We start from the raw sequence: 13,767 nt of genomic DNA on the forward strand, positions 1-13,767 counted from the left end.
GCGCCAGAAAAGCAGGAGGATTACAGGAGGATGCGCAGCATACGGCGCAGCGGTTCAGCGGCTCCCCACAGCAGCTGATCGCCGACCGTGAAGGCGGACAGGTATTCCGGCCCCATGTTCAGCTTACGCAGACGACCCACCGGCGTGGAAAGCGTACCCGTTACCGCAGCAGGCGTCAGCTCACGCATGGTGATGTCACGATCGTTCGGCACCACTTTCACCCAGTCGTTGTGGGTTGCCAGCAGTTGTTCGATTTCCGGCAGCGCCACGTCTTTTTTCAGTTTGATGGTGAACGCCTGGCTGTGGCAGCGCAGTGCGCCGACGCGCACGCAGAGACCGTCAACAGGAATGACGCTGCTGGTGCTCAGAATCTTGTTGGTTTCCGCCTGACCTTTCCACTCTTCGCGGCTCTGGCCGTTATCCAGTTGCTTGTCGATCCACGGAATCAGGCTGCCCGCCAATGGCACACCGAAGTTATCAGTCGGCAGTGAGCCGCTACGGGTCAGCGCTGTCACTTTACGCTCAATATCCAGAATCGCAGAAGCCGGATCCTGTAGCTCTTTCGCCACTTCACCGTGTAACGAACCCATCTGGGCCAGCAGTTCACGCATGTGACGCGCACCGCCGCCAGAAGCCGCTTGATACGTCGCAGCAGAAACCCACTCCACCAGATTGTTAGCAAACAGGCCGCCCAATGACATCAGCATCAGGCTGACGGTACAGTTACCGCCAGCAAAGGTTTTGATGCCTTTATCCAGACCCTGTTGAATCACCCCGTGGTTCACCGGATCCAGAATAATAATCGCGTCGTCTTTCATACGCAGTGAGGATGCGGCGTCGATCCAGTAACCCTGCCAGCCACTTTCACGCAGCTTTGGGTAAACTTCATTGGTATAATCGCCGCCCTGACAGGTAATGATGATGTCCAGCGCGCGCAGGGCTTCGATATTATAAGCATCCTGCAACACGCCTTTATGACCGCCCAGCGCTGGAGCTGCGTCGCCGTGCTGAGAAGTCGAAAAGAATACCGGGTGAATCACATCAAAGTCGCGTTCTTCCACCATGCGCTGCATGAGAACCGAGCCGACCATACCGCGCCAGCCAATAAAACCAACATTTTTCATGGTAACTGTCCTGCTTTGGGGGTAACAAAAAGAATTCTGGCTAACGTCGATAGCGCTTAGTGATTGCTGGCTCGGTGATCTGCCGCAGAGGCTTGCGCGTGTCGTGTCGTAAACCCGTAAATAATTGTGTCGTTCAGCCTTACAAAATGTACATCAAGTCGCAAGTGAATTTATTCGATAGTACGCCGTTTTTCAGCAGTCATTCTAATATCATCAACCTGGCACAGGATAATCACGTTGGTCAGTCCATGAAGATGGCCCCGGTCAGGAAACAAGGTTTTGGGAGTAACAAACCAACATGACAGAAATGATCTCCGCAACGGTGCTGCTGTTGCTCATTATGGATCCACTCGGCAACCTGCCGATTTTTATGTCCGTGCTCAAGCATCTTGACCCCAAACGCCGACGCGTGGTGTTGATCCGTGAAATGCTGATTGCGCTCGGGCTGATGCTGATTTTTCTGTTCGCCGGTGAACGCATTCTGGCGTTCCTGAATCTGCGCACCGAAACCGTGTCGATTTCCGGCGGTATCGTGCTGTTCCTCATCGCGATTCGTATGATTTTCCCTTCGCAGGAAGGCAACAGCAGCGGTCTGCCAGCCGGAGAGGAACCGTTTCTGGTGCCCATGGCGATTCCGCTGGTTGCGGGGCCGTCGATCCTCGCGGCGCTGATGCTGCTGTCTCACCAGTATCCCAATCAGCTACCTCATCTGACGCTGGCACTGTTTATCGCCTGGACGATCTCATTCATCATCCTGCTAATGTCAGATGTGTTCTTGCGTTTGCTGGGTGAGAAAGGCGTGAGTGCGCTGGAGAAATTGATGGGATTGATTCTGGTGATGCTATCGACGCAGATGTTCCTCGACGGCGTGCGTGCTTATATGAAGTTATAGCTACGCAGTTACCCCCTCTGTCTTATACATAAATGCGCAAATTATTATGGGGTTGACGTTATCCGGCGTAAAAATTATGCAGCGGTGGGCATGACCACCGAGTGAGCGGCAGGGACGCCGCGAAAGACGATGCCGCGCCGGACAAAAACGTCAGAGACGTTTTTGAACAGCACTTGTGCTGGCCCGAAGGGCGAGCCCCGTTTATGGGGCGAGTAAACGCGTCACCGTCGGCTCGAAAGGTGGTCATGAACGCCGATGGCACCGCGTAGCGGCATAATTTAGCCAGAAGCCTGGGGTCATGGGGCGAGCGGCGTTTGAGCCGCCCCATGTCGGGCGCGTGCTACGAAGTAGCATGAAAATAACGACATTATCGCGCACGAAACCATCTCTTAGTCGGCATAAAAAATGTGACTAAAAGCCCCCTCCACAAGGAAGGGGGTTAAACACATTAGAGAAGAATACTTCCCACTAACGCCAGCAAGAACGCGATGGTGCCGAGCAGCGTTTCCATCACCGTCCAGGTTTTCAGGGTCGTTTTCTCATCCATTTCAAGGAAACGACTGACCAGCCAGAAGCCCGAATCGTTCACATGTGACAGCACAGTCGCCCCACCCGCAATCGACACCACAATAAAGCAGAGATCGAACTGGCTAAGGCCGGGGGTCGCCGCCACTGTGGGCGCCATCAGCGCTGCCGTCGTCGTCAGTGCCACCGTTGCAGAACCCTGTGCCACACGCAGTGCCATCGACACCACAAATGCAGCAACGATAACAGGCAAGCCTGTATCTGCCAGTGCACCGGACAGCGCGTTGCCAATTCCGCTGGCACGCAGAACACCACCGAACATGCCACCTGCGCCAGTTACCAAAATAATGGCACAAATCGGACCTAACGCGCCGTCACAAATCTTTTCAAGATGTGCTCCGCTCTTACGACCGCTAAAGACCATCAACGCAAAGAACACCGTGATCAGTAATGCAACTGGCGTTTTACCCAACATGCGTAAGAACTGCACCACGCCGTTATCACCGCTCACTATTCCCATCACCGTTAGCGTATTCAGCCCGGTATCGAGAAAAATCAGCACTAATGGCAGCAGCAGAATACTCAACACCACGGAAAAACGTGGTGGTTTAACGGCCGTATCCGTTTCAACCGCAGACAAGAAGCTTGCAGGCAGTTTGATGTCGAATTTTTTACCTGCGTACAACCCATAGAGGTAGCCGCCGAAATACCAGGTCGGTAGCGCGATGATGCCCCCGATAATCACCAGCAGCCCGATGTTAGCACCTAACAATTCACTCGCAGCAACGGGGCCAGGATGTGGCGGTACCAGCGCATGCATAGCGGCAAACGCGCCCGCCGCAGGAAACGCATATTTTAGCGTCGAGCCACCGAAGCGCTTTGCCACGCTGAAAATAATCGGCAGCATAACAACCAGGCCTGCATCAAAAAAGATCGGGAAGCCGAACAGCAGAGAAGCAACCCCTAACGCAAAAGGTGCACGATGTTCGCCAAATTTATTGATTAGCGTATCCGCCAGCACATTCGCGCCGCCGGTCACCTCTAACAGGCGGCCAATCATTGCCCCTAGTCCAACCAGCAGGGCAACGGATGCCAGCGTACTACCGAAACCACTTAGCAGCGTCGGCACAATCTTTTCGTAAGGTGTTTTTGTTACCAATGCTGTTACCAGACTGACGAGTGTCAGCGCCAGGAACGCATGGATTTTAAAGCGCATAATCAGCACCAATAACAGTGCGACTGCACCAGCGGCAATGGTCAACAACACACTGGCGCTATAGGCGGAGGTGATTTCTGTCATCGTTAATAATCTCTTTAGGGCACTCGGTCTGGGTTGGCTAATTGTTTGTGAGGTGTATCACATCATCATTTGATACCGGTAACATGATACGGGTAACATGTTAAAGTATGGAACCATTAAGTATCATTTAATTTACAGTTTGAGATAGAGATCAAATTATGTCAGGTCGAAGCATTATTCTGATGGGCGTATCAGGCAGTGGAAAATCCTCAGTTGGCGCTGAACTTGGCCGCGCCATTCAGGCAAAATTTATTGACGGCGACGATCTGCACCCGCGCGCGAATATCCAGAAAATGGCCAGCGGTACGCCATTGAATGACGACGACCGCGCACCATGGCTGGAGCGACTCAGCGATGTCGCCTACAGCCTGGCGCACAAAAACGAGACCGGCATCATCGTCTGTTCCGCGCTAAAAAAGCGTTACCGTGACCGCCTGCGCGAAGGCAACGAAAAGATGGTGTTTATCTATTTGAAAGGTAGCTTTGAGCTGGTTCTGGAGCGTCACAAAGCCAGAGCAGGCCACTTCATGCCGACAGATCTACTGAAAAGCCAGTTCGATGCGCTGGAAGAACCGGGCAGCGATGAGCCGGATGTCCTGAAGGTCGATATTGACGGTACCCGAGAGGACGTCGTGCAGCGCTGCGTTGAAGCACTGCGTGCAGCAGGCTAACGCAGACGCTTAGAGGCTTTCACCGTCCAGCACGGTAAAGCCGACATCGATCCTATCCTGTGCGACTGGCTCGCCCCGCAGACGAGCCAGCAGTTGTTCGGTGCCGACGCGCCCCATGTGTTCACGCGGCGTCAGTACGCTAGCCAGCTTCGGCACCATCGCCTGACCAATATCGTGCCCGTGGAAACCGGCTACGCCAATGTCATCCGGCACGCGCAGCCCCTGCCTCTGGCATTCGAACATCGCACCGACGGCTAAGTCGTCATTGGTGCAAAATACGCTATCGACCTGCGGGTATTCCGCCTGCGTCTGCCGCAGCAGTTCGCCACCAAGCGAATAGGAAGATGCCCGCTCGCTCATCACGCAATAGCTCTTGAGTTCACTTTCCCACATCGCTTGCTCATAGCCTCGGCAGCGCATAATCGTACGCTCATCCTGCCGTGCGCCGAGATAGACGATATGACGATGCCCCAGCGCGACCATACGCAATGTCATCTGCCGGGCGGCTTCGACGTTATCAAAACCGACGGCCATATCCAGACAGGGTGAGACAGAATCCATCAGCTCCACCACCGGAATACCGGCGACGTCCAGCATCTGACGCGTGCGCGGCGTGTGGGTACGTTCAGCCAAAATCAGCCCGTCGATGTGATACGACAACAGTGAAGTCAGACGCTGTTCTTCTCTGTCAGGATGATAGCCATAGTGCGCCAGCATGGTCTGGTAGCCGTGCGCTTCCGCCGTGCGTTCAATCCCGCGCAATACTTCGGCGAAAACCTGATTGGTTAATGACGGCAGCAGCACGCCAATCGCCCGGCTGGTGGAGCTGGCGAGCATATTCGGCGCGAGATTGGGGATATAGCCCAGCTCATCCAATGCAATAGCGATCTTTTCCTGCAACGCGGCGGACACCTGAGCGGGATTACGCAAATAACGGCTTACCGTCATTTTGGTAATCCCAACGCGGTCAGCAACGTCCTGGAGAACGGGTCTTTTTTTCTTCATCGTCGACTAAAATGCCTGAAAAACAGTAAGCTAAGTCTAACAAAAAAAGCATAAAGAAAGTAAAGGCAAAGGGGCAGAATCTGAATGATGACGTCAGGCAGTGACAAATAAAAAGCCCGCGTCTTTTCCTACGCGGGCTTCTTCATTTTTCTCACTCGTCATTATACCGGCGGCAGATCAAACAGCAGGATTTCGCTGTCCTCGCTGGCGTGTACGGAGATCGCCGTTTCGTCCCAGATCGCGAAGGCATCGCTGGTTTCTGCCTTCTGGCCGTTAATCTCTACCGTACCGCGCACCACCTGAACCCAGACGCGACGGTCAGCCTGAATCTGATACACCGTTTGCTCCTGTGCTTTCAGCGCCCAACGCCACAGTGTCATGTCCTGAAAGACCTTCAGCGAGCCTTCACGCGCATCCGGAGACAGCACCAGTTGACGCCCTTGCAGCACATCAAAACGCTTCTGCTCGTAGCGCGGCGTCAGACCGGTTTTTTCCGGGATAATCCAGATTTGATACAGGTGCAGTTGCTCGTCCTTGCTGGCATTGTATTCAGAATGACGAATACCCGTTCCCGCGCTCATAATCTGGAATTCGCCCGCTGGCACCTGCTCTTTATTTCCCATGCTGTCCTGATGTTCAACCGCACCAGACAACACATAGGTCAGAATTTCCATATCTTTGTGTGGATGCGTACCAAAACCCTGACCGCCTTCGATATAGTCTTCATTAATGACGCGCAGTGCCGAAAATCCCATGAAATCAGGATCGTAATAATCGGCGAATGAGAATGTGTGCCAGCTGTCGAGCCAGCCGTGATTCGCATGTCCGCGATCTTGCGCTTGACGTAAATAGATCATGTTATTTCCTCCCGCGTTTTTGATAAGGAAAGTGTAACGGGCGGTGGTAAATAAGATAGCGCAAAAAACTCATCGCTCTGTTCGAAAAATCAGAACAGGATGAAGGGCAAAAAAGGAAGGCAAAAAATTCATCGCGTGTCAGCCTGAGACCACATGAACGCACAGGAAAAATGGACAATACCCACCCAGACCTGAAATTTGACATTGTCGCCGTTAGCCATTTATTTTGACGGGTGTCTGAATAACGTGATACCGAACACCGAACGTTCTCTACGCTTCCATTCGATTTGTCTTTCACCCCAAAAACTAAAATCCAAGGGAAAGTATTAATATGCAACATTTCCGTATAGCGCTTATTCCTTTCTTCGCTGCATTTTGTTTGCCAGCGTTTGCCCATCCCGACACGCTGAATACCGTAAAAGATGCTGAAAATAAGCTTAAGGCACGGGTGGGTTACACTGAGTTGGATCTCACCAACGGAATGATCTTGGAAGGTTATCGCCCCGAAGAACGTTTTCCAATGATGAGTACTTTTAAAGTGCTGCTATGTAGTGCGGTATTATCACGTGTTGACTCTGGGAAAGAACAGCTCGATCGTCGCATACACTTCCATCAAAGTGACCTCGTTACATATTCGCCTGTCACTGAAAAGCATCTTACGGATGGTATGACCGTTGGAGAATTGTGCGATGCGGCTATCACCATGAGTGATAACACCGCGGCTAATTTACTTCTGTCAACCATCGGGGGACCGCAGGAGTTAACCATTTTTTTGCGCAAGACAGGTGATCATGTTACTCGTCTCGACCGCTGGGAAACAGCGTTGAATGAAGCCTTACTGGGTGACGAACGTGACACAACGACGCCTAAAGCGATGGCAGAAACACTGCATAAGCTATTAACTGGAAAGATACTTACTGTCGCCTCTCAGCAGCAATTAATGGACTGGATGGAGGCGGATAAAGTCGCAGGACCACTTTTGCGTTCGGCACTTCCGGCAGGCTGGTTTATTGCGGATAAATCTGGCGCGGGTGAACGTGGTTCTCGCGGAATCATCGCTGCACTGGGACCAGATGGTAAACCTTCCCGTATAGTAATTATCTACTTAACGGGGAGTCAGGCCACCATAGAGGAACGAAATAAGCAGATCGCAGAGATAGGGACTTCACTGATTAAGCACTGGTAACAATCAACGCTGGGTTCTGCTTCCAATGCCCCATCGTTCGGATAAACGTGGGCGTTTTTGCAAGAAGTCGTGATGAGCGGGAAAACCATCAACATGCACTCTTGTTGGCCATAACATAGCGTTGCAGCGCAACCACCACGCCTTCTTTGTCATTAGGCAAAAAAAAAGCCAGCACCCGAGCTGGCTAAATAATACTGGAAGCAATGTGAGCAATGTCGTGCCTTCACAGGGAAGCCGGATCGTCGTGAACACCATCAATAACTAACACAGGCGCATGACATCGTTCCCCGGAACGCACAGCAATAATAATCATTATCATTCGCACTTGTAAAGTGCTTTTTGCGATAAATTCTTATTCTCAATACGGACTGCGGAACAACCCGTTTTACTCCCCTTTTGTTTGCTACTCTGGCTGCGCCAATGCCCTTGCCAGCAGGGTGATCGGGTGTTCACACTTTTTGCTGGTCGACATCTCAATCTGCCATTTACAGGTTTCGCAGTCCGTCACCACGATATCAACTCCGCTCTCTTCAATCTGCTGAAACAGCGGTGCACCAATACCTTGCGACGTGGCGTAATTCTCTTTCTTGAAGCCGTAGGTACCCGCAATGCCGCAGCACTGGGAATCCAACATCACCAGCTCAAGACCGGGAATGCGTTGCAGCAGCGCCAGGGTATACGCCGTCCAGCCCATTCGTTCCAGATGGCAAGGCGTGTGATACGCCACCCGCAGCGGCAATTTACCCAGCGGCAGCGTTCGCCCTTCTTCTTCCAGCAGACGGTAGAGCTGACGTGTCACCAGTTCGACGCCATCGCGCACGTGACCGTTATCCACGCCCAGCAGATGTGGATACTCGTCCCGCAGCGTGAACGTACAGCTGGATGACGTCGCGACCACTGGCAGGGATTTCTGATTAATCGCCTCATTCAGCGATTTGATATTCGCGTGCGCCTGCTTTCTGGCCTTGTCGTGAAAACCATTGGCGATCAGCGGCACGCCGCAGCACTTCTCTTTATTCAGCAACTGGACGCCAATACCCATCGCGTTAAAGACCTGAACCAGATCTTTACCTAGCTGTGGATGGTTGTAGTTCACATAGCAGCCGTGGAAGTAAGCGATCTGCTCATCATAGGCCTGCTGTTTTGCCGCCTGTTGGCGATACCAGCGCCGGAAGGTGCCGAACGAGTATTTCGGCAACTGGCGACGATGATCGATTTTCAACGCCTTATCCAGCAGTTGGCGTACCGGTTTCAGGCTAGTCGCCGTATTCACCAGAGGCGCAAACGGTGTAGCAATTGACCCCATGAAGTCGGTATGACTCAGAATCGCATCACGCAATGTCGGTTTGTGACTGCTGTGCGTGGCTTTCGCACGCTGAATAATATCGCCAATTTTGACATCCGACGGACATGCGACTTCACAGCGTTTGCAGTTGGTGCAGTATTTCAGCGCATCATCATACAGCGCCGGATCTTTACGCCGCAGGCGTTCGCCGTCCGGGCCAGCCTGTTTCGGACCGGGATAAAGCGGGTTCACGCGCGACACCGGACAGTACGTGGTACAGACCGTACACTTGATGCAATCTTCAAAACTGTTATCGCTAAGCAGGCTCATGGGTTGCCCTCCTTCAAAATCTGTTCGGCAACATGAAGGGCGCTGAGCAAGGAAACCCCCGCTCCACATCCCTGCACAATGGGGTCGAAGCCTTCCAGCACCGCACCAATCGCGTACAGATTATTGACCGTTTCGCCCTCAATGCGAGGATGCAGATGTTCATCGACAATCGCACCAAATTGCAGATAAGGCTGCGGCGCAAACACATCCTGCTGGCTCCAGCCCTCGCGCTGATCGGCAAACCGCACGTCCAGCCCAAAGACCGGTTCGGTCACTCGATCGAACTGCGTCACCAACCCGTTACTGAAGAAGCTGCCGCTCGCCAGCACCGCATGCTTCGCCCGCAGCGGAATATCACGGTGGTGGTGGCTATGGATTGCAATCTCCTGCGGCGACAGCGAGGCGCGCACCGCGCGATCGCCCGGCATCACCATGCCACCCAGTTGGCGAAAGCGCTGCGACAGCGCCTGATGCAGGCGTAAGCCGAGTACTGATGGCGGTAATGTCGGTAGCAGCAGTACCGGTTTCCCTAACGCACCAGCGAGTTCATTGATGATTTCAGGGCTGTCCAATCCCAGACACGCAGGCATGATGATGGCATCGTTACCGTTAGCCAGAAGCGATAGCTCTTCCACCAGCGCCGAGCGGTTTTCCGGCCGATCCAGCACGCGGGCGATATTTACCGCGCGGAATTCGCTGGGGTTCTGGCGTAGCCGATCCAGTACGGGCAGCTTGAGTTCATCACTGCGTGCCGCAATACCCTGCGCCTGAAGCGTGCCGGCCACAATACGGGACTGAAAATCCAGAAAGCCTTCGATACCCGCAATCAGCGGATTGTCGCCAAAGTGGGCATCCGGCAGACCACGCGTTACGCCATCGACTGGGCTCAGCCAGCATGAACGAAACTTACCTAACGGCGTCATGCGCCAGTGGTTCTGGTGATGACTGCCTTGCAGGGTGATATTGCTGCGTTCCAGCAGCGCCTCAACTTGTGGCAACAGGGCCGCCACTGCCGTCGCACCCATACGGGAATAAGGATGATGAGGAGCCTGACGCGCCAACTCATCCAGCGCATCGAGCGGCTGGCTCACGGGCTGTCCGTCAGGGAGATGGGAAAGTAAATCCAGCGCACCGGAAGAAAAATGCAGCGCATTCTGCCCCGCGCTGACAATCGCACAGCGTTTTCCCTGCTCCGCTAAGCGAATGCCGCAGGTCAATCCCGCCAGCCCGCCACCGATAATCACAACGTCATAGCGCATGACGATCCTCCTGACTGTCGCTGGCCGTCAGGCCGCACAATCCCTGATAAATCCAACTGGTAAACTCGCTTTCGCGCAGCGCATTGCCCCACGCAATCGGGCGAATCCCTTTCCAGCGTTCGTTCAAAAACTGGCTGAGCTGCGTGAGCGACTGCTCCGGCGTCGCAGTACCCAGACGGCACAGCAGACCCGCCGCACGGCAGGCACACAGTTCGCCCTGACAGGTGCCCATACCCACGCGGGTGCGCCGACGTAAATCAATCAGGTTATTCACCTGCAACGACTCCACGGCGTAGCGCACTTCCCCCGCCGTCACCGCCTCACATTCACACACTAAGCTGCGATCCAGACGCTCACCGGACAACATTCGCCCGGCACGTTCACCGTGGCGATAAATCGCCGAACCGCGCAGCGGTGCAGATAACGGTTTTGCCACAGGATAAGCAGATAGGGCGTGAGGGGCAGATTTCACTTCCTCCAGCGATTCAGAACCGGGCAGCGGTGTCTGTGCCGTCGAGCAGGCTACGTCATGACCCAGCTTTTTGCAGATGGCGTCAGTCACCCATTCCGCCATCAGGCGGTAGGTCATCAGCTTGCCGCCGGTGATGGTAATAAATCCTTCCAGTCCGTCGCGAACAGCATGGTCGAGCAGCACAATGCCACGGCTCACGCTACGTCCGCTGGGGTCGCTATCGCTGGCAACCAACGGTCGGACGCCCGCATAGGCGCGTAGAATGCGCGTACTCGCCAACGTCGGTGCCAGCATTGAGCCTTCCCGCATCAGCGTTTCCACCTCGGCAGGCGTCACCAGCATGTTGTCGATTTGATCGTAATCGATGTGGGTCGAGGTGGTGCCAATCAGCGAAATGGTATCGCCCGGCACCAAAATGTCGGCATCCGCCGGCTTACGGCAGCGGTTGATCACCATGTTGTTGATGCGGTGTCCAAGAATCAGTAGCGCGCCTTTTGCCGGGAACATGCGCACGCGCAGATCGGCATATTCCGCAATGTGTTGCCCCCAAATACCGCCCGCATTGACCACCACCTGTGCATAGATTTCTGTTTCTACACCTTTTTTATGGTCGAAAACGCGCACACCGGTAATACGGTCGCCCTGACGAATCAGCCCGATGACCTCATGATAGGTCAGCACTTCCGCGCCGTGTTCGCAGGCATCAATCATGTTGGCCGCCGTCAGGCGAAAGGGATCGACGGAGCCATCCGGCACACGCACCGCGCCAATCAGCGCCGGGTTTGCCGCCGGTTCCAGCCGTAGCGCTTCCTGCGGATCCAACGCCTGAGCGTGAATCCCAGCCTGCTGGCAGGCGGTAATAAACTGCGCCTGCCAGCCGAGATCGTCTTCGGGCAAGGTGATAAACAGACCGTCGGTAGGCTCAATACAGTGGCGAGCAATCCGCCGGAGAATCTGGTTTTCTTCAATACATTCGCGGGCAGACTCGCCATCGGTTACCGCATAGCGGGCGCCGCTGTGTAATAAGCCGTGATTACGCCCGGTCGCCCCGGTTGCAATGTCATAACGTTCAAGCAGCAGGCAGCGCAGTCCGCGCAGAGCACAGTCTCGTGCTGTACCCGCACCCGTCGCACCACCGCCGATGACAACCACGTCAGTTTCACGCCAGTTCCCCATGTTTTTCATTCTGCTCTCACTTCAGGCGGAGGGTATACATGTTGCTATTGGGACACAGAAAGAAGGGTTAATGTTTGATAAAGAGCAAAAGCGAACACTAAACGAAAATAAAGTGGGATTTAAAAACAATAAGTGTGATTTAGGTCACTAAAACCACACTGTGGAATTTTCCTATTCTGTTAACATGAGCGCAAAAATCGTCACAGTTTCATAAAAGTGTAACATTAGCGTCATGAATCACACTCATTTGCACGCTATCCCCTTACAATAACGTTCGTAATAGAACAAAAAAGCTATCGTTTTTTTTCGCATTGGAGATATCTATGCTGAGTATTTTTAGGCCCGCAGCCCACCAGCCGCGCGTGTCGCAAGAACACGTTGATCCGCTCTATCGCCGCCTGCGCTGGCAGATTTTCATGGGGATCTTTTTTGGCTACGCCGCCTACTATCTGGTGCGTAAAAACTTCGCACTCGCCATGCCTTATCTGATTGACCAGGGCTTCTCACGCGGTGACCTCGGTTTTGCGCTATCGGGTATCTCTATTGCCTACGGTTTTTCCAAATTCATCATGGGGTCGATATCCGACCGCTCTAACCCGCGCGTGTTCCTGCCTGCGGGTCTGATTCTGTCAGGTGCAGTCATGCTGTTCATGGGCTTCGTGCCGTGGGCAACGTCCAGCATTGCGATTATGTTCGTCCTGCTGTTCCTGTGCGGGTGGTTCCAGGGTATGGGTTGGCCGCCGTGCGGACGTACGATGGTTCACTGGTGGTCGCAGAAAGAACGTGGTGGCATCGTGTCCGTATGGAACTGTGCTCACAACGTCGGCGGTGGTATTCCTCCTCTGCTGTTCCTGCTGGGTATGGCCTGGTTCAACGACTGGAAAGCTGCACTCTATATGCCGGCCTTCGCCGCCATTTTGATTGCCATGATCGCTTTTGCACTGATGCGTGACACGCCGCAATCCTGTGGTCTGCCACCGATTGAAGAGTACAAAAACGATTATCCGGTTGATTACAATGAAAAAGCGGAAGAAGAACTGACGGCTAAGCAGATCTTCATGCAGTACGTTTTCCCCAACAAACTGCTGTGGTACATCGCGATCGCCAACGTCTTCGTTTACCTGCTGCGTTACGGTATCCTCGACTGGTCACCGACCTACCTGAAGGAAGTTAAACACTTCGCACTGGATAAGTCTTCCTGGGCCTATTTCTTCTACGAATATGCAGGTATTCCGGGCACACTGCTGTGCGGCTGGATGTCCGACAAGGTCTTCAAAGGTAACCGTGGTGCAACAGGCGTGTTCTTCATGACGCTGGTGACAATAGCAACTATCGTTTACTGGATGAACCCAGCCGGTAACCCGGGTGTGGACATGGCCTGTATGATCGTCATCGGCTTCCTGATTTACGGCCCGGTCATGCTGATTGGTCTGCATGCACTGGAACTGGCACCGAAAAAAGCAGCGGGTACAGCAGCTGGCTTCACCGGCCTGTTCGGCTACCTCGGCGGTTCTGTTGCCGCTAGCGCCATCGTCGGCTACACCGTTGACTTCTTCGGTTGGGACGGCGGCTTCATGGTCATGATCGGTGGCAGCATTCTGGCTGTACTTCTGCTGGTTGTTGTTATGCTGAATGAGAAAAAGCATAAAGCAGAGTTAGCCAATCGCGCCTAACCCGCTCTTGTA

At 53.8% G+C, this 13,767-nt stretch carries 11 protein-coding genes; 4 read left to right on the top strand and 7 right to left on the bottom strand.

Features of this window, described 5'->3' with window-relative positions:
* Positions 1–20: 20 nt before the first annotated feature.
* Positions 21–1,124, bottom strand: a complete 1,104-nt coding sequence (asd, locus tag EIP93_RS20725; protein WP_039474155.1) for an aspartate-semialdehyde dehydrogenase — start codon at positions 1,122–1,124, stop codon at positions 21–23.
* 298 nt (positions 1,125–1,422) lie between these two features.
* Here asd and EIP93_RS20735 point away from each other — a divergent pair, with 298 nt between their 5' ends.
* Entirely contained in the window at positions 1,423–2,016 is a 594-nt protein-coding gene (locus EIP93_RS20735) for a YhgN family NAAT transporter (RefSeq protein WP_014916905.1), read from the top strand.
* A gap of 448 nt (positions 2,017–2,464) precedes the next feature.
* Here the strand turns inward: EIP93_RS20735 and EIP93_RS20740 are convergent, their stop codons facing one another.
* Entirely contained in the window at positions 2,465–3,841 is a 1,377-nt protein-coding gene (locus EIP93_RS20740) for a GntP family permease (protein ID WP_103971693.1), read from the bottom strand.
* Between the two features lie 158 nt (positions 3,842–3,999).
* Here EIP93_RS20740 and EIP93_RS20745 point away from each other — a divergent pair, with 158 nt between their 5' ends.
* The gene (locus tag EIP93_RS20745) at positions 4,000–4,512 is read left to right on the top strand and encodes a gluconokinase (protein WP_039474158.1); all 513 of its coding nucleotides are present in this window, start codon (positions 4,000–4,002) and stop codon (positions 4,510–4,512) included.
* 9 nt (positions 4,513–4,521) lie between these two features.
* Here the strand turns inward: EIP93_RS20745 and gntR are convergent, their stop codons facing one another.
* Together gntR and EIP93_RS20755 are read right to left on the bottom strand one after the other, a co-directional pair.
* Complete coding sequence (gene gntR / locus EIP93_RS20750; protein ID WP_010294506.1) at positions 4,522–5,517, bottom strand: gluconate operon transcriptional repressor GntR; 996 nt, start codon at positions 5,515–5,517, stop codon at positions 4,522–4,524.
* A gap of 161 nt (positions 5,518–5,678) precedes the next feature.
* Entirely contained in the window at positions 5,679–6,374 is a 696-nt protein-coding gene (locus EIP93_RS20755) for a pirin family protein (protein ID WP_103862685.1), read from the bottom strand.
* 331 nt (positions 6,375–6,705) lie between these two features.
* Here EIP93_RS20755 and bla point away from each other — a divergent pair, with 331 nt between their 5' ends.
* Complete coding sequence (bla, locus tag EIP93_RS20760; protein ID WP_219606877.1) at positions 6,706–7,560, top strand: class A beta-lactamase; 855 nt, start codon at positions 6,706–6,708, stop codon at positions 7,558–7,560.
* A 403-nt stretch (positions 7,561–7,963) separates the two neighbouring features.
* On the opposite strand, the gene glpC is transcribed toward bla, so the two are convergent.
* Genes glpC through glpA form a run of 3 tightly spaced genes read right to left on the bottom strand, consistent with a single transcriptional unit; the run spans position 7,964 to position 12,091 of the window.
* Complete coding sequence (gene glpC / locus EIP93_RS20765; protein ID WP_103971696.1) at positions 7,964–9,175, bottom strand: anaerobic glycerol-3-phosphate dehydrogenase subunit GlpC; 1,212 nt, start codon at positions 9,173–9,175, stop codon at positions 7,964–7,966.
* On the bottom strand, positions 9,172–10,434 hold the full coding sequence (gene glpB, locus EIP93_RS20770) for a glycerol-3-phosphate dehydrogenase subunit GlpB (protein WP_039535030.1): 1,263 nt from the start codon (positions 10,432–10,434) through the stop codon (positions 9,172–9,174). Before glpB ends, glpC begins: the two co-directional genes overlap by 4 nt.
* Positions 10,424–12,091 carry an anaerobic glycerol-3-phosphate dehydrogenase subunit A gene (gene glpA, locus EIP93_RS20775; protein ID WP_103862689.1) on the bottom strand — a complete coding sequence of 556 codons (1,668 nt, stop codon included), beginning with the start codon at positions 12,089–12,091 and terminating at the stop codon, positions 10,424–10,426. The genes glpB and glpA overlap by 11 nt, the downstream gene beginning before the upstream one ends.
* Positions 12,092–12,405: 314 nt before the next feature.
* Here glpA and glpT point away from each other — a divergent pair, with 314 nt between their 5' ends.
* A complete protein-coding gene (gene glpT / locus EIP93_RS20780) occupies positions 12,406–13,755 on the top strand; it encodes a glycerol-3-phosphate transporter (protein WP_103862690.1) in 1,350 nt (449 codons plus the stop codon).
* Positions 13,756–13,767 lie beyond the last annotated feature (12 nt).

It is taken from the genome of Pectobacterium versatile, from assembly GCF_003932035.1.
Lineage (GTDB): Bacteria > Pseudomonadota > Gammaproteobacteria > Enterobacterales > Enterobacteriaceae > Pectobacterium > Pectobacterium versatile.

Coding starts and splice junctions, on each gene's coding strand:
- EIP93_RS20740 (WP_103971693.1), bottom strand. CDS start 3,841: ATGACAGAAATCACCTCCGCCTATAGCGCCAGTGTGTTGTTGACCATT.
- glpC (WP_103971696.1), bottom strand. CDS start 9,175: ATGAGCCTGCTTAGCGATAACAGTTTTGAAGATTGCATCAAGTGTACG.
- EIP93_RS20755 (WP_103862685.1), bottom strand. CDS start 6,374: ATGATCTATTTACGTCAAGCGCAAGATCGCGGACATGCGAATCACGGC.
- gntR (WP_010294506.1), bottom strand. CDS start 5,517: ATGAAGAAAAAAAGACCCGTTCTCCAGGACGTTGCTGACCGCGTTGGG.
- EIP93_RS20735 (WP_014916905.1), top strand. CDS start 1,423: ATGACAGAAATGATCTCCGCAACGGTGCTGCTGTTGCTCATTATGGAT.
- asd (WP_039474155.1), bottom strand. CDS start 1,124: ATGAAAAATGTTGGTTTTATTGGCTGGCGCGGTATGGTCGGCTCGGTT.
- glpT (WP_103862690.1), top strand. CDS start 12,406: ATGCTGAGTATTTTTAGGCCCGCAGCCCACCAGCCGCGCGTGTCGCAA.
- glpA (WP_103862689.1), bottom strand. CDS start 12,091: ATGAAAAACATGGGGAACTGGCGTGAAACTGACGTGGTTGTCATCGGC.
- EIP93_RS20745 (WP_039474158.1), top strand. CDS start 4,000: ATGTCAGGTCGAAGCATTATTCTGATGGGCGTATCAGGCAGTGGAAAA.
- glpB (WP_039535030.1), bottom strand. CDS start 10,434: ATGCGCTATGACGTTGTGATTATCGGTGGCGGGCTGGCGGGATTGACC.
- bla (WP_219606877.1), top strand. CDS start 6,706: ATGCAACATTTCCGTATAGCGCTTATTCCTTTCTTCGCTGCATTTTGT.